General features: G+C 47.3%; 24 protein-coding genes. 7 read left to right on the top strand and 17 right to left on the bottom strand.

Going from position 1 to position 21,651, the window contains the following annotated elements:
- Positions 1-6 precede the first annotated feature (6 nt).
- The 10 genes from WC764_03040 to WC764_02995 form a co-directional block, all read right to left on the bottom strand.
- Positions 7-1,062 carry an AI-2E family transporter gene (locus WC764_03040; protein ID MFA6006674.1) on the bottom strand — a complete coding sequence of 352 codons (1,056 nt, stop codon included), beginning with the start codon at positions 1,060-1,062 and terminating at the stop codon, positions 7-9.
- A gap of 11 nt (positions 1,063-1,073) precedes the next feature.
- Positions 1,074-2,768, bottom strand: a complete 1,695-nt coding sequence (locus tag WC764_03035) for a hypothetical protein (GenBank protein MFA6006673.1) — start codon at positions 2,766-2,768, stop codon at positions 1,074-1,076.
- Positions 2,768-3,100 (bottom strand): DUF86 domain-containing protein, encoded by a 333-nt coding sequence (locus WC764_03030; GenBank protein ID MFA6006672.1) that lies wholly within the window; start codon positions 3,098-3,100, stop codon positions 2,768-2,770. Before WC764_03030 ends, WC764_03035 begins: the two co-directional genes overlap by 1 nt.
- Positions 3,084-3,377: a nucleotidyltransferase family protein gene (locus WC764_03025; GenBank protein ID MFA6006671.1), complete on the bottom strand. Its 294-nt coding sequence runs from the start codon at positions 3,375-3,377 to the stop codon at positions 3,084-3,086. Before WC764_03025 ends, WC764_03030 begins: the two co-directional genes overlap by 17 nt.
- 41 nt (positions 3,378-3,418) lie before the next feature.
- Positions 3,419-4,504: a hypothetical protein gene (locus tag WC764_03020; GenBank protein ID MFA6006670.1), complete on the bottom strand. Its 1,086-nt coding sequence runs from the start codon at positions 4,502-4,504 to the stop codon at positions 3,419-3,421.
- Positions 4,505-5,136: 632 nt separating this feature from the next.
- Complete coding sequence (locus tag WC764_03015; GenBank protein MFA6006669.1) at positions 5,137-5,415, bottom strand: hypothetical protein; 279 nt, start codon at positions 5,413-5,415, stop codon at positions 5,137-5,139.
- Positions 5,412-6,812, bottom strand: coding sequence for a glycine--tRNA ligase (locus tag WC764_03010; protein ID MFA6006668.1), 1,401 nt, complete (start codon positions 6,810-6,812; stop codon positions 5,412-5,414). Before WC764_03010 ends, WC764_03015 begins: the two co-directional genes overlap by 4 nt.
- A 35-nt stretch (positions 6,813-6,847) precedes the next feature.
- Complete coding sequence (locus tag WC764_03005) at positions 6,848-8,761, bottom strand: hypothetical protein (protein ID MFA6006667.1); 1,914 nt, start codon at positions 8,759-8,761, stop codon at positions 6,848-6,850.
- A 24-nt stretch (positions 8,762-8,785) separates the two neighbouring features.
- Positions 8,786-9,364, bottom strand: a complete 579-nt coding sequence (recO, locus tag WC764_03000; protein MFA6006666.1) for a DNA repair protein RecO — start codon at positions 9,362-9,364, stop codon at positions 8,786-8,788.
- Between the two features lie 3 nt (positions 9,365-9,367).
- Positions 9,368-12,799, bottom strand: coding sequence for a class I tRNA ligase family protein (locus WC764_02995; GenBank protein MFA6006665.1), 3,432 nt, complete (start codon positions 12,797-12,799; stop codon positions 9,368-9,370).
- Between the two features lie 118 nt (positions 12,800-12,917).
- Here WC764_02995 and WC764_02990 point away from each other — a divergent pair, with 118 nt between their 5' ends.
- Both WC764_02990 and WC764_02985 read left to right on the top strand, forming a co-directional pair.
- A complete protein-coding gene (locus tag WC764_02990; GenBank protein MFA6006664.1) occupies positions 12,918-13,241 on the top strand; it encodes a hypothetical protein in 324 nt (107 codons plus the stop codon).
- Positions 13,242-13,251: 10 nt separating this feature from the next.
- On the top strand, positions 13,252-13,590 hold the full coding sequence (locus WC764_02985; protein ID MFA6006663.1) for a hypothetical protein: 339 nt from the start codon (positions 13,252-13,254) through the stop codon (positions 13,588-13,590).
- Positions 13,591-13,656: 66 nt separating this feature from the next.
- Here WC764_02985 and WC764_02980 read toward each other — a convergent pair whose 3' ends face one another.
- The gene (locus WC764_02980) at positions 13,657-14,163 is read right to left on the bottom strand and encodes a dihydrofolate reductase (protein ID MFA6006662.1); all 507 of its coding nucleotides are present in this window, start codon (positions 14,161-14,163) and stop codon (positions 13,657-13,659) included.
- A gap of 41 nt (positions 14,164-14,204) precedes the next feature.
- Between WC764_02980 and tmk the strand changes: the two genes are divergently transcribed.
- The 3 genes from tmk to WC764_02965 all read left to right on the top strand — a co-directional run bounded on the left by tmk (position 14,205) and on the right by WC764_02965 (position 16,357).
- On the top strand, positions 14,205-14,804 hold the full coding sequence (tmk, locus tag WC764_02975) for a dTMP kinase (protein ID MFA6006661.1): 600 nt from the start codon (positions 14,205-14,207) through the stop codon (positions 14,802-14,804).
- Between the two features lie 8 nt (positions 14,805-14,812).
- A complete protein-coding gene (gene thyA / locus WC764_02970; GenBank protein MFA6006660.1) occupies positions 14,813-15,742 on the top strand; it encodes a thymidylate synthase in 930 nt (309 codons plus the stop codon).
- Positions 15,743-15,811: 69 nt separating this feature from the next.
- Positions 15,812-16,357, top strand: a complete 546-nt coding sequence (locus WC764_02965) for a hypothetical protein (protein ID MFA6006659.1) — start codon at positions 15,812-15,814, stop codon at positions 16,355-16,357.
- An 80-nt stretch (positions 16,358-16,437) separates the two neighbouring features.
- On the opposite strand, the gene dut is transcribed toward WC764_02965, so the two are convergent.
- The 6 genes from dut to WC764_02935 all read right to left on the bottom strand — a co-directional run bounded on the left by dut (position 16,438) and on the right by WC764_02935 (position 18,967).
- Positions 16,438-16,869 carry a dUTP diphosphatase gene (gene dut / locus WC764_02960; protein ID MFA6006658.1) on the bottom strand — a complete coding sequence of 144 codons (432 nt, stop codon included), beginning with the start codon at positions 16,867-16,869 and terminating at the stop codon, positions 16,438-16,440.
- Positions 16,844-17,446 (bottom strand): dCTP deaminase, encoded by a 603-nt coding sequence (gene dcd / locus WC764_02955; GenBank protein MFA6006657.1) that lies wholly within the window; start codon positions 17,444-17,446, stop codon positions 16,844-16,846. Before dcd ends, dut begins: the two co-directional genes overlap by 26 nt.
- Before the next feature lie 56 nt (positions 17,447-17,502).
- Complete coding sequence (gene rplK / locus WC764_02950) at positions 17,503-17,922, bottom strand: 50S ribosomal protein L11 (GenBank protein MFA6006656.1); 420 nt, start codon at positions 17,920-17,922, stop codon at positions 17,503-17,505.
- Between the two features lie 96 nt (positions 17,923-18,018).
- Positions 18,019-18,564 carry a transcription termination/antitermination protein NusG gene (gene nusG / locus WC764_02945; protein ID MFA6006655.1) on the bottom strand — a complete coding sequence of 182 codons (546 nt, stop codon included), beginning with the start codon at positions 18,562-18,564 and terminating at the stop codon, positions 18,019-18,021.
- A 4-nt stretch (positions 18,565-18,568) separates the two neighbouring features.
- A complete protein-coding gene (secE, locus tag WC764_02940) occupies positions 18,569-18,757 on the bottom strand; it encodes a preprotein translocase subunit SecE (protein MFA6006654.1) in 189 nt (62 codons plus the stop codon).
- Between the two features lie 84 nt (positions 18,758-18,841).
- Entirely contained in the window at positions 18,842-18,967 is a 126-nt protein-coding gene (locus WC764_02935) for a hypothetical protein (GenBank protein MFA6006653.1), read from the bottom strand.
- Positions 18,968-19,091: 124 nt separating this feature from the next.
- On the opposite strand from WC764_02935, the gene WC764_02930 reads away from it, so the two are divergent.
- Complete coding sequence (locus WC764_02930) at positions 19,092-19,595, top strand: formate hydrogenlyase (protein ID MFA6006652.1); 504 nt, start codon at positions 19,092-19,094, stop codon at positions 19,593-19,595.
- A gap of 2 nt (positions 19,596-19,597) precedes the next feature.
- Positions 19,598-21,646 carry a hydrogenase 4 subunit B gene (gene hyfB / locus WC764_02925; GenBank protein ID MFA6006651.1) on the top strand — a complete coding sequence of 683 codons (2,049 nt, stop codon included), beginning with the start codon at positions 19,598-19,600 and terminating at the stop codon, positions 21,644-21,646.
- The last annotated feature ends 5 nt before the right edge of the window (positions 21,647-21,651 follow it).

Genomic DNA, 21,651 nt, shown 5'->3' with positions numbered 1-21,651 from the left:
GCTAGTTTACTGTTTATTTTGTGCTATTTGCCTACCGGCGAGCTTGCGGCGTTCGTGATCGCCCAGCACCTCCATGAGTATCGTCGCAATGGGCACGGCGATAAGAATGCCGAGAAAGCCGAAGAGTTGCCCGCCGACGATTAACGACAAGATTACCAGAATGGGCGGAATGCCGACAATTTTTCGTACAACTAATGGGTAAATAAGATGATTCTCAAACTGTTGGATGATTATATAAAAGCCGAGGATAAAAAGTCCCATGCCGTACCCTTGCGAGAAGCCCAGGAGCACACCCGGCACGGCCGAGAGTATCGGCCCGAAGACCGGAATGATCTCGAATATTGCCGCCAAGACCGCGAGGAGCAGAGCGTACTTAATACCGAAGACCGCGAGGCCGAGGTAGACGAAAACTCCGATAAGTAAACCGAGGAGAACTTGCCCCTGCATCCAGTAGCCAATTTTCTTACGTGAACGCTTCCAGAGATCTATCAAATATTCTTCGTATTGATCGGAGGCGACAAGTCTGATGAAATTGTCGATGCCATGCTCCTGCACTGCCAGGTAGAATGAGAGTACGAGTATCAAGATAAGCATAAAGAGACTGCCGACGAGCACACCGGCCGTGTGCACTACGTTGCCACCGACAGTCGAGACCGCTCCGCCAGGAACGAATGCGTCAACCAGCGAGAACTGCTGTCTTAACCCGTCCACAATCTGCGGGAAGTTGTCTGTAATAGGTGCGAATATCTCCGCCTTGGCGATCATCTGTGGCAGTTGACGGCTTACGACCATCATGTCGTTGAATAGTGGCGGAACGAAGAAATAGAAAATAGAAAGCAATAATATTGCCGTACCGAGATAAATACTAATGACAGAAGGTATCCGCGGCATGCGATAATTACCCAGCCAGCGGATGGCCGGCTCGATAGCCGAAGCGATAACAACAGAAGCGACAATGGCGATAATAAGGTCGCGCAGAAGGAATATCAGAACAGCCAAAACTACCCAGAAAATTACTCTGACAATGCTGTCATTGGTGATGCTGAATTTGGTATCATGCATTACCCCCTATATTACACTACTTCCTGCTGGTAGCAAGACTCGCAATAGACGATCTCCGGCCGGTCGGGAGCGTACGGTGTCTGAATGGGTTTGGAGCATTTACCGCAGGTTCTCTCCCAAAGTTTGAACGGCAGTAAATTATTAATTCTTTGATTTATTCTTTCGAGCGGGGCGATTCGTGGTATTGGCAGTCCAATGCTTCTGTAAAATTCGAGTTCTTGCTTTATGATTCGATATGCCTTGCCACTTTTCTCGCACTTTAACACGGCATTTAAAATATCGTCTTTAACATCCCTAATATCATCCGGAATTATATAGTCGGTAAACTTGTATTCTGTCGGCGGTTCTTCTCGCCAATTAAATCCGGCCATTAGCGCCTTATCGCCTTGTGTCGGGTAAAAATCTTGGGCGGCTGATTCGTTATATGCAAAAAGCGAGTGCTCTGCCGGGAAAAAATCGCCATACGAATAAATGTATCGGTTGGCAGAAGATACAAAAGGTGCCTTCCTCATATGTTCGATTACTTTCGGCAATAAATTTTTGTATTCGGCCTCTGTGTACTGTTTATTAAGAATACAGTATCGCTTGCCGCGCAAACCGGCACAACCGAAGCAGTCATTGCAATTAACAAGCGAATAGGAGTATTCGCAATTAAATCCGCTTTTTCGATTCATCGGGTCGCTGGAAAAGGAGTATAGCGTTGCTTTACAGTTATATAATCCCCCGCCGTTCGCATTCATGTAGCCAAGCTCGTCATTGCCTACGGAGGTTTCGTCATAGCAATCTTTTATCGAGGCTGCTATATATGCGTTCTTGCAATTCTCGCTCTCTTCTACGTTCCATCCGTTAATGACATTTTTAGAGTTAAAAATATCGTTGCCGGAGCAGTTTACTGTCTTAATCATTGCTGCATATTGATGAGGCGTCTTCAGCCAAACTTCATGCGACTTACTGATGATACTCTCGAGCTCTGCATGGGATCCGAAATTGAGCCTGGACTTTTCTTTCAGATAGTCGTCTTTGCTGAATTGTCTGTTGTAAATGCAATATTGCTTATTGCGCAAACCTGCACAGCCTATGATATTTGTGCACCCGCGGCAGTCGCGTGAGACAAAGGTGTCGATACAATTTCCGCATTGTTCCGAAAAAAACGTACGGTAACAATGATTAACACTCGTGTTGCCTAAACATTGTTCACAGTGAAGGGACCAGTACGAATCGTAAACTTCCTTCCCATACAAACTGTAGACAGTAAAGGCGCAATTTTCGTTATAGTGGCCGCCGAAAGTCAGATAGCATTTTTTGCAATCTGTTTCCATGTTGGAATAATCGCTCTCAACCATGTTTGAATTAAGAATAGAAACATGAGGAACGTTAAAAAGTAATTCATTGAACTGTTCGAAAAATGGGCGCGAAAAGTCGTAATCCTTACCGAATGAAATGCCGTCCCAGTCTTCTGCCCACCAGCATTTATGACAAAACATTCTTGCGCGGTTGGACGAAGAAAATCGAGAAACAACATTCTCTCCGCATTTGTCGCAGGCGCGCCGATACAAAGACTTCATATTGCGTGTCGCAAGACGCTGGATATTTCTGCATTCCGGACAGAAGGTCGGCGGAGGGACTTTTATTTTTTCGTAAAACTCAAAATCTTCCGGTTCGATGACGAAATTTTGCTTACAGTTTTGGCAAGTTCTGGTTTCCATCAATTCAAATACTTATTGACCACCGCTTTGAGCTTAGGTAAATCTTCTTGGATAGTTTTCCAGATAGAATCAAGATCAACTTCGGAATACTCGTGTATAAGCTTGTTTCTGGTTGCAATAATCAGATTCCAGGGAATTCCCTGTTCCAGACAACGGAAGTCGTCCGTCAGGTGTTTCGTTGCCTCACCTAAAATTTCTATTTCGCGAACTATGGCGTCATACACAAGATCGTTTGTCTCCAAATCAGTCCGCGAAGTCAATCCCGCATATTTCTCGAGCTTGGTAATCGCATCAAGAATGTGCCCGAGATACAACTTATTCTCGCTGTCCATAGAAAATCTTGAGGTCATTTAATGCTTGTAACTTAATCCTAGGAGTTATCGAAGCCTCAGTCATGAGATCAACTTTCTTTTGTAGACGATCTTCCAATTCGAGCTGAAAGCCGGTAAATGTAAAAAGCCCGATCGGTTTTTTTAGTTTGACGACAATATCGTAATCACTGTCTTCATGAGCATTCCCTCGCGCACGCGACCCAAAAAGCCCGGCATAGGCCGTGCCGTATTTCTCGAAAATATCTTTATTCTGCTGTAATAATGCGATATCGCTCATGTGCGTAGCATATCACGAAAGGCGTCAACCAACAACGTAGACTACACGACTTCCTGCTGATAGCAAGACTCGCAATAGATGATCTCGGGGCGATCTGGGGCGTAGGAGGTTTCGAATTCGTTTGGGCAACCCTTTTTCATACAATGTCTATGCCATAACTGCATTGGTGTTCTCTTTTTAAATTGAGCGGAATGCCGACAGTTCATACATAAACGAGACAGGGCAACTCCGTTGGCGCGATGAAAATTCAATTCTGCCGGTGTTATTTTATACGCACCAGTACACTGTTCAGAACATTCTGCACGATGTTCACATCCTATAACCTCTTTTAAGATAGAATCAGGGGTGTCGTTGATGTGGTCTGGCAGAGCACTGGACAAAATGGTAATCCTATAACTTTTTTCTTCTTGTTTGCGCCAGCGATATCCAGCCGTCTCGGCAACATCTTGCCTTATCGGAAAATATTCTTGTGCTAAACTTTCGTTATAGGTAAATGGTGCAATTTCCGATGGAAAAAATTCTCCGTATTTATATTCGATGCCGCTAGCATCTACGTATGGCATCTTGTTCATGTGTTCGATTATTTTCGACACCAACTCTAAATATTCCTCTTTTAAATACTGTTTATTAAGAATGCAATATTGCTTCTTTTTTAAACCGACACAACCGAATACGTTTTCTGACCCTCTGCAATAATCACAGTAGTACGCGTTCAGCATTCCTTCATACGAATTTGCTGAAAAAAACATTCGTGAATCTTTGTATCCGCCGTTAATGAATTCATACAATAACTCAACTGCCCCATCGCTGCTTCCGACGCCGTGGACATCCATACTATCTTTAATATATGTGGCACGGGATCCATAGCGTATATTCTCGGCGTTATCAACACCGAATGAACGATAAATATTCTTGGAATTAGTAATGTAGTCGCCGGTGGTATTTTCTGACTTTGTCACAGAGGCGAATCTGGTTACCGCTCCGCTTCGCAGGTGGGCAAATTCTGCCTCGCATTCGCACTGAATTTTAAAACTCCCTATATCAGGCTTTTCTTTTTCATACTCTTCTTTCGTAAGCTGTTTATTTCTTAGGACGTATGATTTGTGTCTCAGGTTGTGACTTAACATACAACTCGTACAATTTTTGCAATCGTAAAGGAAACGAGAATCCAGACTTTCTTGAACTTGTATGCAAGAATAACAGCGAGAACATTTATCGGCCGTCACAACATCAAGACAAGTATTAGATCTCGAAGTATTATCACAATCGAATATATCTGCTCCGTTAGATGTTGCCTGGGAGTTAAAAACATTCTCCGAATACAACGTGGAAGCAGACAAATAAACATCTTTCGAAAACCATGTGTAATTAGTGAATGGAGAATTTAAATTTTGATATCCCTCAAGTGCTATCCGAGGAACTTTCTTTACCAACAGCCCGAATTGAGAAAAAAATGGCACGGAAAAATCATAATCGCTGCCGTATTCCATTGGGTCCCATTGGTCGGAGTACCAGCAGTCGGAACAATACACTGTAAAATCGGAATCTGCCGAATACATAGCAATTATGTCTTTACTACACAAATCACACTTACGCTTATATAGTGTTCTCTCGTTCCTCCAGAGGAATCGCCTGATCATACGGCACTCCGGACAGAAAGTCGGCGGGGGGACTTTGATTTTTTCGTAAAAAACGAAATCTTCCGGTTCGATGACGAAATTTTCTTTGCAATTCTGGCAGGACTTAGTTTCCATTCCGTTTAGACCAAGACTTTCGCCTCGAGTCGTTCGATTCGAACAAGCATATCGTCCATTTTGCGATCATCTTTTGCACCCTGTCGCACAAGATCATTCAAAGTGTTTCTGATGTATTTATTGTCTTCATGCAAATTCTTGATTTCTCCGAGAATGGACTCGAACATCTGATCGTGCTTTTCAAATCGTTCGTCCACACGCACAAACGACTTAGCAATGCTCGCCATGCTTTTCTCGAATATGTCGATCGTAACCGGCTGTTTATTTTTTGAAGTTTTTTTCATGTCGAAAGTATACTCTTTTGTATATGCGACGCAAGTTCGCTGATTTTCATTCTTTCTTGTTTGCCCGTGTCGCGGTCTCTAACTGTTACGGTGTCTTTATTCTCGGGGGTTTCGCCGAGCGTATCGAAGTCTACTGTGACGCACCACGGCGTGCCGATCTCATCTTGCCGGCGATAACGCTTGCCGATATTGCCGTTGTCGTCCCACTCGGTGCGGAATTCTTGCTTAAGCATCATAAAGACTTCGCGCGCTTTGGCGACCAGTTCCGGCTTGTTGCGAAGCAAAGGAAAGACTGCAACTTTAATAGGCGCCAAACTCGGCTTGAGTTTAAGCAATGTGCGCTTCTCGCCCCCAAGTTCATCTTCTGTATAAGCTTCTGAAAGGACAGCGAGAAAGAGCCGGCCCATCCCCATCGACGTCTCCAGTATCCACGGAATATATTTCTCGTTCGTTTCTGGATCGAGATACGAGAGGTCAACGCCGGAGAACTTCATATGCTGGGTCAAGTCATAATCGGTACGGTCATGAATACCCTCGACTTCGTCGAAGCCGTATGATGGGAAGTTGTATTCAATATCCCAAGCATCTTTGGCATAGAAGACCAGGCGTTCGTGCTGCTTCCAGCGCAGCTGTTCTGCCGGAATACCTAAACTCAAGTACCAACTCCAGCGTTCTTGTTTGATTCTTTCATAATCTGCCTTATTCTCGTTTGGTCGGATGAAATACTGCGTGTCGGCCTGCTCGAACTCGCGCGTGCGGAAGAGGAAGTTGCGCGGCGATATCTCGTTGCGGAATGCTTTGCCGATTTGCGCGATGCCAAAGGGTACTTTGGCGCGCACTGTATCTAGAATATTTTTGTAATTCAAATAAATACCCTGGCAGGCTTCGCCTGGAAGATACACCGGATGCTCGCCGGTATTGGTAAAATCCCCCAAGTTCGACTTCACGAGCAGATTGAAGGCGCGCACTGGCGAGAAGTCTTGTCCGCCACACTTGGGACACTTGATTTTTTTCTTATGTTCGTCAAAAAGCGCGTTCAATTCGGCCTCGGACATTTTCTCATCGGCAGACACACCGATTTTGGCAAGCTCTTTGTCTACGCGCAGACGCGTGTTGCACTTCTTGCATTCGGTCAAAGGGTCGGAAAACCCGCCGACGTGGCCAGACGCCTCCCAGACACGAGGGTCTTTGAACATCGCCGAGTCGAGGCCGAAGTAGTTCTCTTTCTTTTGCACATTCTCCTTCCACCATGACGCCTTTAGATTATTTAAAAGTTCGACGCCGTACGGCCCGAAGTCATACAAGCCGGCTGCTCCGCCGTAAATTTCCGAGCCGGGATAGACAAAACCTTTGCGCTTCGCGAACGAAATAATATCATCCATATTTGTATCAGTCATAATCGTCAATTCCTAAATTCTTTAATTCTGTTAGACTATTGCACCTTGCCACTCATGTCTCTGGGTAAGCCCGGATCGAACTTAAGTTCCGAGGTCATAGTCTCCTTTATACTCTTCCTTTCCGCTTTTGTAAAATCATCGATGCCGGCGAATGTCGACGGCCCGATAATATCAACGAACGAGCCGGCGGCATTTACGGACGGTTTTACACTCACCTGGAACGATGTTTGTTTTACCGGGCTCTCGTATCCGACACCCGCTTTAAGCGTGCCGATCGTCCATGTCACTTGCTTACTGCCTTGATCGTATGCCATCGTTCCGTCTCCCGCTGTTTTATCAACCCAGCTCGCGTATGCAGGCAACGTGGCGGTCACCGTCGCATTATCTATATCGTTCGACGTATTGGTAAGAGACCAGATTATCGTGAAGGTGGTATCACTGTCACCTTTAGGCGGGAATGGGCCGGTGTTGGTAAACGGGCCGGTGTAATAACGCGCCGAGGCACTGAATTGTGCGTTCGAATTTATCTTTATTGTTCGGAAGACCTGCGTTGTAAGTTGATAATCCTTCGTTGTGCTGTCGCCGACTTTCGTACAGACGAACGTCCCTTGCAAGGTTATCATCGGCAGTCTAAGTGGCACTCCATCCGTGAGAAGTGGCGACGAAGCGAATGTAACATTTTGCGTGCCGGAATCTCCCGGGTTGACCACTTGGAATTTATCCAAACCGTTCGCGGTCCAGACTAAAGTATTTTTGGAAGAAAAGTATGAGCCGGCAGTATCTACTCTGACACTGCGCCTATCGATGGCGCCGCCGGTCTGCACCGTGAGCGCGCAATCTGTCAAGGTAATATCCGTGTTGTTGGCCCAAGAAAAAGTCGCTTGCATTGGCGTCTCGCCCTCTACGACGGAAGGATCTTCGACAGAATCATTGAGCGCGATAGCGAGCCCAAGGAATGGCTTCTTGATAGCGATCTTTTGGAACAAAGAATTATAAACGAGATCAACGTTCTTTATGTTCGCTCCTGTGGAGATGCCGGCAATAGCTTGGAATGCCTTGGTGTCGTTCTCTTGCCCGGTCATCGTGCCAGTTATGACGATATCGCGCGAAGAGCTTGCCGAGACATCACCGAGCGTCCAAACGTTCGTCGTTCCGGAAATTGGCGCGGGTGTTGCTTTGGTAAAAATAAAGCCGGGTGGATAATTCATCTTGAGTTTGAGATTAGGTATTAGCTTGCCGGTATTGGAATCTATTGTGACGTTAAGTGTCGTTTCGTCGCCAGAGTTCACCGCATCTGGACTCGAGATGCGAAGAGTGACCGGCGCGGAATCGATGACAATATGATAAGACACATCCCTTGTATAAACAGCTCCGGATCCAGGCAGATGATACTCTAGCTGTATCTTTATTTCTTTATCGCTTTTCTCTTCTCCGAAGAGTATCGCGCGGAAAGTGTCGTTAATGACCTGGTGCGGCGCGATGTCGCCGAGGTTTTTCGTCACTCTTGTTGTCTCCTTCGTCTGGTTATCAGAGAGTCGCGTACCCGCAGGATATTCGATAACGAGCTCAGAAACTTCGAGCGGTACGTTATTATTATTAACGATTTGAAGCTGGAGCTGAACTTCATCTCCGCCCTTTATACTCAAAGGCCCGGTTACGGTAATATCGATATTTTGATTAGAAACCAGATTGCCACCGCCTTGCATCTTATAAAATGCGAACGCGATAGCACTCGCAAAAAAGATAAGGGAAACGAGAAAAAAGCGTGTTGCGAATGTGTGTTTTTTCATAGGAATGTCCTGTTCGGGTAATGCATCATGCCAGTCTTCATGCGCCACGGGCTTCACTGCGGCCAAACCTTTGCGCCGGCGAAAGAAGTAACGGTCGTCTTTTTTATTAAGCGTCTGCTCGACTTGCTCAAGTTTGCTCTTTTCTTCATCCGGAGTCATATAGATACATTATACCGCGCCGGACTAAAGTTGACTATGGTACAAAGACTCATTGATAGTCTGAAGCAAGGACTTACGCTCTTTGGCGATATCGGGTAGCGCCTCACCTTTCCACAATTCATTATCGAGATACGCGAGCCAAGCCTCGCGCGGTGCGATATAGCCAAGCCGGTCGAGCACACGAAGCACCGCGAGCAGTTCATAATCGTGCAAATCGGAATCGCATCGCGCTAAAAATTTGAGTGAGTCAACAAGCTCGTCGAACAATTCAATGTCTGCCTCCTCACCGTGCACCAAGCGTTGCACCAGAGCGCACAACTTCGCCTCAAGTTTAGCCTTTTCTTTAGAATTTTTTATACCTTCTATGCCGACCATGTGCGCAACATTGGTAAGCCGCCACTTTTCTTTACCGCGAATAAGCGAGACTTGTACGTAAGAATACTGCTCGAGCCCATGCCGCAATTTCGACTTTAATTCTCGCACTCCCTGCGCAAATGCAGTGATGAGCCCGAGCTCGCGGGTGAGCAGAAAGTAATATTTATTCGCCTCCCCCGCGTTCTTGCTGCCAAGCACAATTGCCTTCGTCGTGTAGACGCGGTACATAGGCTAGACTACTTCGAGCGACATTTCTGCCGTTTCAGCCACAACTATCTTTTCTGCCCGAACGCCTTTCTTGAGTTCGGTCTCGAACTTTTTTGCGAGAGTTTCATATGATTTTGACAAAGTCAGGCGTATTACTTGCCCCGGCTCAAGCCCTTTAGTTTTTCGCAAATCTTGGACAGCGCGCATCAGCTCGCGGAGTTCGCCTTCCTGTTTGAGCTCATCGGTAAGCACGGTGTCGAGCTTCACTTCCGATTCCAGCTCTTTATTGAACAAGATCTGTTTTACATTGACTTCATCTTTAATCAGTTCGAGTAATTCCGTCTTCCCCTCAAGTGTCGCATCTTTCAACTCGAGCTTCGCTAATGGCTGACGGACCGCAATCTTTTCTTTTGCTCGCGCTTCGAGACCAAGTGAAGCTACTTTCCGCACCAGAACCATATCTTGAATTACCCTATCTCCTATCTCCAAACTCCCATCTCCCATTCCTGGCCAATCGGCGAGGTGCACACTCTCACTGTTCCCTAACTCTTTATATATATATTCTGCGATGAACGGCATAAGTGGCGCGACAAGTTTTGCCGTAGTTTCTAATACGTAGCGAGTAGTTTGCAATGCGGCCTCCCTATCTTCAACATCATCGGATTTAAACCTGTCGCGCGAACGGCGCAGATACCATGTCGATAAATCATCAACGAAGTCGAAGAGTGGTCGCGTCGCCTTATCAAGCTCGTATAATTCCATATACGTGGTAACTTCTGTCACAAGCTGACCAAGTCTAGAAAACATCCATTGATCTAACACATGGGAGGAGTTGGGAGTTAGGAGTTGGGAGTTAGAGCTAAAGTCAGAATACAGTTTATAAAAAGACAACACATTACCGAGGCGCATTATCACCTTTTTATTTACTTCATCTACGCCTTTTTCGAAGAAGTTCATATCCTCGCCCTTCATGAGCGTGCTGGACATCAAGTAGAGGCGCAATGCGTCGACACTGTATTTGTCGAAGAGCAGAGCCGGATCAGGAAAGTTCCCTTTCGACTTACTCATCTTCTGGCCATCCTCGGCCAAAATATTACCGGTCGTGATGACATTCTGGAATGGTGCGTGGTCGAAGAAGATAGTAGAAAGCGCGTGCGTATAATAGAACCATGTGCGTGTCTGGGCGATATATTCTGCCACGAACCCTGCGGGAAAATTCTCTTTCTGCCAATTCTTGCGTTCGAATGGATAATGGTCTTGCGCGAATGGCATCGAGCCGGACTCGAACCAACAGTCAATGACTTCTGTAATTCTTGTGTACTCTTCCCCTGCTTCATCAACCAATTTTATCGCATCAATATAAGGCCGGTGAAAATCAAGCTCATAGTTGGCAGTGTGCGGAAGCGGAGTGAATTCTAATTCAATCATTGCCCCTGTTTTTTCACTTGTGTTTTCGTAAATCTGCTTAGACCGCACACCGTCGGCGCATTCGACGACTGCCGGTAGTACCTCGAGCCCAATGCCGTGCGTTACAACAAGAATACTTTCATTATGAAACTGGCTATCGATATCGTAGATAAAATCTCCGAAACGTTTCTTAGCGTCGAAATGGCTCTCGCCACCTTCGGGTCTTGCGTTATAATAATTTTCCTGTGATTTTGCCCACACTTCCCACTCTGCCCATTTTTTACCGTCGAATGTCCCTGCGTTTAGTTCCCAGAGACGAACATCGGTGACGATGTTGTCTCGCGAAATTCCTAGCTCGTCTGCCACGATGTAAGCAGTCTCGAGCGTACGTGTGAATGGTGAACAAAAGATTTTTGTAATTTTATTTACGGCAACAGTCTTTGCTGTACTCATAGTCTCTTCTTTACCCTTAGGCGTGAGGTGCGAATTTTTCTGGTCAGCGTAACTGACTATTTTTTTTACATTATTTTCCGCCTCGCCGTGGCGCATCACGTGGTACGTATTCCCGGACTTTTTTGTCTTATTTTTTAAATCTTCGAGAGAGTTTACGAACATAACCTTTCCCGACTTCGATTTCCAGATCGGCAAAGGCGATGCCCAGTAACGGTTGCGTGATATCGTCCAATCTGGCGCACTCTCGACGCCACCCTTGAACCTCCCCTCTTTCAGGTGCGCAGGTATCCAGGCCATCTCTTCAGCACGACTCAGAATGTGAGATTTTTCTTTCTGGATATTAACGAACCACGACGGCAACGCGTAATAGTAAAGAGGCGTCTCACAGCGATAGCAATGCGGGTAAGAGTGAATGATTTTTTCTTTTTCAAACAGCAGATGATTATGCGCAAGATACTTAATTATCTCGACATCGGCGGCTTGATGATTCTCTTTGGGTTTTACTTGCTGGCCCGCAAAATGAGTGACCTCGTCGGTAAATTTACCGGTCGGCGTCACATGGATGATCCAGGGCAAACCTTCTGCCTTCGCCATATTCATATCGTCCTCGCCGAAGGCTGGCGCGATATGTACTATTCCTGTGCCATCGGTCGTGGTCACAAATTCCGCCCCGCGCACCGTCCACGACTTCTCATTATCGGCAATGCCTTTTGTGTGTGTATAATAATCGAACAGTGGCGTATATTTTTTCCCTATAAAAGTTTTGCCCTCAAACTCTTCGATTAATTCATAGGGCTTATCTTTCATCGTATTCACCAGACGTTCCTTCGCGAGTATCAAATACTGTCCCTCGTGCTTAATTTTTACATAAGCCACCTCCGGATTGACCGCGAGTGCGATGTTGCCCGGCAACGTCCACGGTGTTGTTGTCCACGCTAAGAAATATGTTTTTGGCTCATCCTTTAGTTCAAACTTTGCGTAGACAGAGATATCAGTGATGTCTTTATAACTATTGTCCATTGCGATCTCGGAGTTGGCAATCGGCGTCTCACAGCGCGGGCAGTACGCCAAGACGCGAACACCTTCATAGATCAAACCTTTTTTATTCAGTTCGCCCAAGGCCCACCAGACAGACTCGATAAAGCTGTTATCCATCGTCTTGTAGGAATTGTCGAAGTCCACCCAGCGTCCGATACGATCGATTGTCTTCTTCCATTCGTGCACGTAGGTCAATACTTTACTGCGAGCATACTCCGTAAATTTCTCAATACCGTATTCTTCAATAGCCTTACGGCCGGAAATCTTCAAATCTTTCTCGACGATATTCTCAATAGGCAGACCATGGCAATCCCAGCCCCAACGCCTCGGCACATGGTAGCCTTGCATAGTCTTATACCGCCCGATAACATCTTTAGCTGTGCTTCCTAAAATATGCCCATAGTGCGGTGTGCCGGTGGCAAAAGGCGGGCCATCGTAAAAAACGTAGTTACCCTTAGGCGACTTCTTCTTTAAAGACTTTTCAAAGGTTTTATCCTCTTGCCAAAACTGCAGTATCTCTTCCTCGCGCTTGGCGACGTCAGATTTAGTTGATTCCATAGAACATATTTATAGCACGAAAAGGGTTCTGTTGGCCATGGACATGGAGCTTATAATCCTATAGGCTGATCTTGATTAAGCAGATGCGGGCGGATTGTCTCTGCCTGAAGGAGGAGGAGTGGACACGAGGAAACTCAAGGAGCTGACGGCATGGGTCACCGAGGCGGTGGCCGATGGGGCCATCATCCCCGGCGACAGGAGTCGCAACATACTGACCTATGGCAGGATCGCCGAGATCCGGATCGAGATCATCAAGATCCGATTCGTCGGCGAGAACATCCCGTTCGAGACGGCCAAGGGCATCAAGATGCCCTTGAAGAATCTCGACGAGATCGCCGAGGCCGTCGGTGTCGTGATGGTCCAATATTCGAAGAAGGGCAATTTCTCTGTCACGAACGCGCTTGTCGAGGCCATCAAGTGCCTCGACAGGGCTCTAGTCTAAGGAGGCCGGATTGTTCGACACAAAGATTCTCAAGGAGTCCGTCAAGGACTTCGTGTACTCCTGCGAAAGCGGCGCTGCTGGGCCGGGGACAAAGAACAACGACCTCGGCACCTTCAAGCAGATGCTCGCAGCCCGGGACGAGCTCGTCAAACTCCGCGTCGCCGGCGAGGACATCGCCTTCGAAGCAACTCGGTACGCCCACAAGGCGAAAGGTTTGACTACGGTCGAGGACATCGCAACGGCGCTGGATGTCCCGATCAAGCAGTACCAGGCGGCAAAAGAGTACCGCCTCTCGAAAGAGCTCGTCGAGGCAATGAAAAGCCTCAACCGCGCCCTTCGCAGGCTGTAATGTAGCTGATTCGCCCCCCCCAGCATCATCACAGACTGTCATCCGGCAGTCTGTGATTGTTTTAACTTACTTTCTTCGTTCGTAAGTCTTGAAGTGGAGCGTATGCCCGCCGGTGGATTCGTTATTTAGAGCTGATGACGATTTTAGCTCCCATTCTTTCGAGCTAATCTCAGGAAAAAATGTGTCACCTTTGAATTCTGAATCTATTTCTGTGATATAAATTTTGTCGGCGACTGGCATTGCTTGTTCGAAAATTTCTGCCCCGCCGATGACGAATATCTCCTGCTTCTCTACCTTGAGCGCCCAATCGAAGGCGGCTTCCAAATTCGGCACAATCACAGAATCCCCCGCTTTCCCTTTAGGCTGATAGCCCGCTTGGCGCGTTACGATAATATTCAAGCGATGAGGCAAGGCTCGGCCGATGGACTCGTGGGTCTTCCTCCCCATGATGACCGGGTGATGCATCGTGATAGTCTTGAAGAAGTTCATATCGGCCTGGATATTCCAGGGCAAAGTCCCCGACTGCCCGATAACACGGTTCTTGTCCATTGCAACGATGAGCGAGACTATCATATGCTTAGACGATATCACATCTTTCTGTTACAATCAAAATTATGAGTGCAAGAAAAGGGAAATTTATCGTCTTCGAGGGTCTCGACGGCTCCGGCAAGAGCGCCCAAATCGAACTTTTTATTAAATATCTTACCGAACACAGACACGACGTCCTGCAGACAGAGGAGCCAACATCGCGTGGCGAAAGTCCTTTTTCTGATGAGATTGACGATGTGTTGAAACACAAGAAATCTCTAACGCCGAAAGAATTACAAGAACTCTTTGTTAAAGATCGCAAGTGGCACGTAGAGCAAGTTATTATTCCGGCGCTTGATGCCGGCAAAACGGTAGTTTCTGACCGTTATTTATTTTCGACCGTCGCCTTCGGTTCGCTTAATCTGGATGTTGAATGGCTTAAACAAATCAACGAGCCATTCCCCATCCCTGATCTGACTTTTATCTTTATCGCACGACCAGAAGTCTGTTTGCAACGTATTACAAAAAATGGGCGCGAGCTGGAACTCTTCGAGAAAACCGAGAAATTACGCAAAGCCGGCGAGATATACGCCAAGATGCCGGAGTGGTACCCAAATGTATATCTCATAGATGGCGAGCGAAGCGTCGAAGAGATACATAAAGAAGTTATTAACTTATCAAAATAATAAATCTTATGCGGCAATATTTAGACTTGCTCAAGAAGATTCGCGATGATGGTACCGATAAGGCGGATCGCACCGGCGTCGGCACACGCAGCCTCTTCGGTTATCAATATAGAGTGAATTTGGCCGACGGCTTCCCTCTGCTCACGACCAAGAAAGTTTATTTAAAATCGATAATTTACGAACTTCTCTGGTTCTTGCGGGGAGACACTAATATTCAGTATCTCGCAAAGAATGGCGTGAAGATTTGGAACGAATGGGCCTATGCCGACTATTTGAAGAAAAATAATCTGGAAGAAAAATATCCGCGCTATTCAGAGAGTTGGACCAATCATATGGCGGAGTTCGTTGAGAAAATAGTGAATGATGACGAGTTTGCCAAGAAATACGGCGAGCTTGGCCCAATCTACGGTAAGCAGTGGGTCAACTGGGAGACGAAGGACGGCAGGAGCATCAATCAAGTCAAACTTGTTTTGGATTTGATAAAGAACGACCCGACTTCGCGCCGACTCATTGTCTCCGGCTGGAACATCGGCGAGATCGAGAGCTTAGTCAAGGCGCACCACTCTGCCCCACCACCTTGTCACACGCTCTTTCATTTTATGGTCATTAACGGCAAACTCTCTTGCCAGCTCTACCAGCGCTCGGCCGACGTCTTTCTGGGTGTACCCTTTAATGTCGCGTCCTATTCCCTCTTTACCATGATGATGGCGCAAGTGGCCGGACTGCAGCCGGGCGAGTTCATCCACACCTTTGGCGATGTCCATATTTATAAAAATCATTTTGCCCAAGTAGAAGAACAACTCTCCCGCGAACCGCGCAAGCTCCCGACGATGAAAATTAATCCCGCCGTCAAAGACATCTTCGATTTCAAATTCGAAGATGTCGAAGTCATAGGCTACGACCCCCACCCACCGATCAAAGCCCCGATTGCAGTATAAGAATTTCTTTTTCGCGATTATCCCAAAATCACGCTATCGCGGAGTTTTGGAATAGTGTATTATTACGATATGACAAAACGAGAAATCCTCGCGACGCAGATTCTTGATCTTCTGGCCTCGCAGACTGTTCTTATTTTCACACGCGGGAAAACTCGGCGACGCGCAATTCATGAGCATTGTGACAAAGTTTGGTTCGAAATGAACCGCAAGGTGCTGTTTGCGACATTAGACAAACTGAAACTACGCGGCTACGTCGAAGTTGTGAAGGGTAAGGATTCATATAAAATGGCGATGACGCGCGATGGTGCCAGTTATCGCCTGAAACGAATGTACAACGCGCTAACCTTGAATCAAGAAAAGAAGTGGGACAAAAAATGGCGCATGGTTCTCTTCGACATTCCCGAGCCGCTCAAACCGGCACGAGATGCCTTGCGTACCAAACTCAAAAAACTCGGTTTCAAAGAATTCCAGAAAAGCGTTTTTGTATTCCCCTACCCCTGCGAAGAAGAGGTGAACTTCGTTCTGAACTACCACGAAATTTCTGAATATGTCTATCTGCTCGAATCCCGCATTCAACCAGACAATAAGCTCAAAGAAAAATTCGGTTTGAAATAAAAAACTTGAATTATCTTTTCTATTCCAGAATCACGCGATAGCAGAGTTTTGGAATAATTGAATTGCACTGGACTATTTCTTCAGCGCCCCGTACTGCCGAAGCCGGCTGAACCGCGAGACGTGTCGGAAAGTTCTGCGACTTCTGAAATAAGAACGTGCTCGACTTCTTGAATAAGCATCTGAGCTATCTTGTCTCCCGCTTCGATTGTATAAGCTTCATGAGAAGTGTTTACCAGCCCTACGCCGATTTCACCGCGGTATCCCGCATCAATCACCCCGCCCATAACCTTAAGCCCCGATTTGTGCGACAGACCGCTTCTGTCCCAAATCAGGCCCACATGTCCTGCCGGTATTTCTGTTGCGATACCTGTCGGGACTGTTGCGCGCGCACCGGGCTCGAGTTTGGCCCGAACGATCGAATATAGATTGAGACCGGCATCCCCATCGTGCTTATAATCCGGCAGTATCGCCTTAGGATTGAGCCTCTTAACCTTCATCTGAAAATTTGACATGCTTCTTTTTATTAACTTTTTTATCGGTCACGCGCCGGTTCTTGGCGTGGGTGATGCCTTGCCAATTCTTCTCGAAGTATCGGCCGGTCTTGCTGTAGTCATGAATGACAGGATTGGAAATTTTCGAGAATAGTAACTGCGCGATATGCATCTTGGGGCGGAGAACGATTGGCACGACATTCAAATTGCATAACTCGAGCGTAATATGCAAGAAATGGCCCGGGTTGATGATGCCCGCGGTGTTGTGGACAATGAGCCCAATGCGCGCGAGCGAACTCTTGCCCGAGAGCTGAATGAGATATTCCTTCGAGCCGAAGTAATCGAATGAAGTACCGAGGATACTCACGCCAGGATGGAGCACATAACTCTCGTTGTCCTCAATCGTAATCTCGCGCGTACTGGGGAAAATCTTTTTTACCGGGTCGATAAAAGGTGTGTCCTGCGACTCGGTGGTGATGAACTTGTTGCCAAGGAGAATATCGTAGGAGACCGGCTGGAGCCGCTCTGGATCGAAATCATCGATACGAATAGCGCCAGACTTCACTGCGGCTTTAATATCTCGATCTGAAAGAAACATAATTTTGTTTTTTAAGGTTCAACCTTTTGGATGCATAAGGTTGAACCTTTGAAACCTTATACGATATCAATTCCCATGTTGCGGGCGGTGCCGGCAATGATGTTCATGGCGCCTTCCAAGTCTTTTGCATTCAAGTCTGGCATCTTCTTCTCAGCAATTTCTTTGAGCTGGGCTTTCGTTATCTTGCCGACTTTCTTTGTGTTCGGCGTACCGGAGCCTTTCTCGGCACCGGCGGCCTTGAGGAGGAGGTTTGATGCCGGCGGAGTCTTGAGCTCGAAACTAAAGGAACGGTCATCCTTGACCGAGATAATAACAGGGATGATATCCCCCGCCATTTTGGCCGTGGCGGCGTTGAACTTGGTGATGAACTCGCCGATGTTAACACCGGCTTGGCCGAGCGCTGGACCGACCGGAGGCGTCGGGGTGGCCTTACCGGCCGGGATTTGCAATTTAATTGTTTTTACTACTTTTGTCATGTTATTTGAACAGAATTTTAGAATTTAGGAATTTGGGAATTATAGAAAGAAGCTTTATTATTCTGTAATTCTGTAATTCTTAAATTCTGTTAATAATTAAATCTTCGCTACTTGGAGAAAATCTAACTCCACGGGTGTCTCGCGACCAAACATCGAGACGAGCACCTTGACCTTGCCCCTGGCCTCATCCTTCTCGCTCACCTTGCCTTCGAAGTCTTTGAACGGTCCGTCGTTAATACGCACGGTCTCACCAACATCGAGCTCGATGGAGTGTTTGACAGACGTCTCGCCCATTCGGCGGAAGAGCTCATCAACCTCTTTCTTGTCCAAAGGTATAGGATTGACGCCCGAGCCGACGAAGCCGGTCACGCGGGGCGTATTGCGGACTACATACCATGACGCATCCGTCACGATCATGTCTACTAAAACGTATCCGGGATAAATCTTGTCTTCATACTCCACGCGCTTGCCGCCACGAACTTTTACTTTCTTTTCTTTAGGAACCAATACGTTGAAAATCAAATTCTCCATTCCGAGCGACTCAATGCGTTGTTTCAAGTTGCGCACGACGGCATTCTCATACCCGGAGTAGGTATGGATAGCGTACCAATTGCGACCAACTTGTAATTCTTGTTTGGCCATGGTTTTAGATCTTCAAAATAAATTTCTGTAAGAGCACAACGAAGACCTCGTCGAAAGCGTAGAGGAAGAGTGCGACGAAAACAGAAATGCCAATAACGAGAAGCGTGTAGTTAATCGACTGCGACTGGGTCGGCCAGCTCACATGCTTCATCTCGGCGGCTGTGTCCTTAAGATAATCTCCTGCTTTACTCATAAATATAGTCTAAATTATAGTTTATTTTAAAAAAGCCCCGCGGGGCATTTAGTACCCGTATAGTACCGCGATGTGGCCAGAATGTCAACCGATAACAGCAATGTTATTTATCGGGTCTGGCGCCAAGCGGCTGCCGCTTTTACTCGCGACCCAGAAGCCGAAAGCGAATAGCGCCACAATTATAACCAGAATTAACCATGCATATTTCACGTTTACGATTATACCAGACTATTGAAAAAAATATAGGTTTGGGGTAGGATAACGCTTTGTTGTAGTCATGCTTAATTTAATTTCCAAAATCATAAAAACCCCCAGACTGATAGAATCGGTTGATATGGGCTTACCTCCTGAATATCACACTGCCGGCGCGGAACTAAGCGCTAAGGTCAAAAAAATCTTTAATGGCTCCTTGGCCATCCGCGTCGTGACCGCCGGCGGGACCAACGCAGAGGAGCAGGAGCTCGTGGCTCTGGGCAATCCTTATTATGACGTTGAACGTTTCGGCATTCACTTCGTCGCCTCCCCGCGCCATGCCGATATGCTGATGGTGACAGGCCCGGTCTCTCGCAATATGTATGACGGGCTTATGCATTCTTATGAAGCAACACCGACTCCGAAGATTGTTGTCGCGGTCGGCGATGACGCTATTAATGGCGGAATATTCAAAGGCTCCTACGCCGTACTCGACGGTGCGCGCGGTGCCATACCGGTAGATTATGAAATCCCGGGCGACCCGCCATCACCCATGACTATCATGACGGCACTGCTTCAAATTTTGGGCGACTTAGAAGGTTCAACCTTTAAGGTGCCTAAAGTTGAACCTTCTAAGTCAAAATAATTATGTCCGCCGTTTACCTCCAACAACTCTTCCCCACTATTCTCGGCCTTTTTACTATCGGCGCTATCGGCTCTCTTATCTTCCGCTACGACGACGAGGCGGCACATGCTTGGTCATCGATATTTTCTATCGTCGGCTCACTATCGACTCTTGTCTTCTCGCTCTCATTACTTATGCAAGGCATTGGCTTCTCGTTCGCCGGATATTCAACCTTTCCCGCACTTACATTCTCCTTTACGCTCGACCATTTATCGGTGTTTTTCGTCTTCGTCATTTCGCTCATTGCGCTCGCCGCATCTGTCTACGGCTATGGGTATGCCAAGCAATATATCGGCAAATATAATCTGGGGACGCTCGGTTTTTTCTACAATAGCTTTATACTCGGAATGCTCTTAGTTGTTACATCATCTAACATTCTTTTCTTCCTTATCGCTTGGGAAGTAATGTCGGTCGCCTCATACTTCCTCGTAATTTACGAGCGCCATGAGCAGGCTAACATCAAGGCCGGTACGCTCTACTTCGTCATGACGCACGTGGGCACCGCGTTCATCACGCTCGCCTTTCTCCTTATGTTCAAGGTAACCGGTTCGTTGGATTTCGGAACTATCAAACTCTCGCTCATGACGGCACCGCTCTGGATCCAGAATATGATATTCGTCCTCGCCCTCATCGGCTTCGGCACCAAAGCCGGTATCATCCCCTTCCATATCTGGCTCCCTTCAGCGCACCCGGCCGCACCCTCGCACGTCTCGGCCCTCATGTCCGGCGTCATGATTAAGACCGGTATCTATATGTTCATCCGCATCTTCTTCGACTTGCTCGGCCCGGCGCAAGTCTGGTGGGGTGTCACGATTCTTATACTCGGTGCGATCTCGGCCTTGCTTGGCGTTTTGTATGCATTGTCCGAACATGATCTTAAGCGCTTGCTCGCCTATCACTCTATCGAGAACATCGGCATCATCATGCTCGGCCTCGGCAGTTCGCTTGTATTCCTCTCTTTCGGAATGAAGGCGCTGGCTCTTATCGGCCTCATCGCCGCCCTCTTCCACACTATGAACCATGCGGTGTTCAAGGGCCTGCTCTTCCTCGGCGCCGGCTCAGTCATCCACGCAACACATACGCGCAATATCGAGAAGTACGGCGGGCTCATCCGATATATGCCCCAGACGGCCTTCCTCTTCCTCATTGGCGCAATGGCCATTAGCGCCTTGCCTCCTCTTAACGGCTTCGCCTCCGAATGGCTCACCTTCCAAGCGATGTTCAGCGCAGTGTCTTCGCTCGGCTCGACAATGGGAATGATATTCGTGCTCGCTATCGGCGCTTTGGCCTTCACCTCCGGTCTCGCCGCCGCTTGCTTCGTCAAAGCCTTCGGCATCACCTTCCTCGCTCGCCCTCGCAGTGATGAGGCCAAGCATGCTCATGAATCTTCCGCTCCGCTTCTTGTCGGAATGTATTTCCTCGCCACCCTTACGCTCATCTTCGGTGTATTTGCCGGCAAGGTAACCGGTATCCTTACTGTCTTGGCACAAGCGCTCCAGAACATGGGTATGTCGGCAGAAACACTAAATGTTCTGCCTAGCGTGAGCGCCGTTCATCTTTCCAATAACTTTGCCAATATGTCGCTAGGGCTTCTCTTCGTCGGGCTGGTAATTGCGCTCGCACTCATCGGAATCATTGTCGGGTTAGTAACAAAAAATCGAAAGTTAAGACGCGATCGCACTTGGGACTGCGGGACGGAACTCTTGCCTCGCATGGAGATAACCGCGACCGGATTCTCACGCTCGCTCATCGTTATCTTTAAAGGTCTGCTCCGCCCGACACGCCAGACACACATCGAGTATCACGATGCGGAGCTCCGCTACTTCCCGAAGAAAAGCGTCGTTCATCTCGAGCTCAAAGATATTTATCTCGACAACTTCTACGCGCCAGTTCAATCTTTTATCACGAGACTTTCCAACCAGTTCAAGCGCATTCAGTCCGGCAACACCAACCTCTATATTGTTTACATGCTGATAACACTAATAGCACTGCTCGTAATTCTTGCGCATTAAAATAT

Source organism: Candidatus Paceibacterota bacterium (genome assembly GCA_041660505.1).
GTDB lineage: Bacteria > Patescibacteriota > Minisyncoccia > Phycocordibacterales > JACRKE01 > JBAZWG01.
Note: the sequence above shows the minus strand (reverse complement) of the source record. Positions and strands in the feature narration are given on the sequence as shown.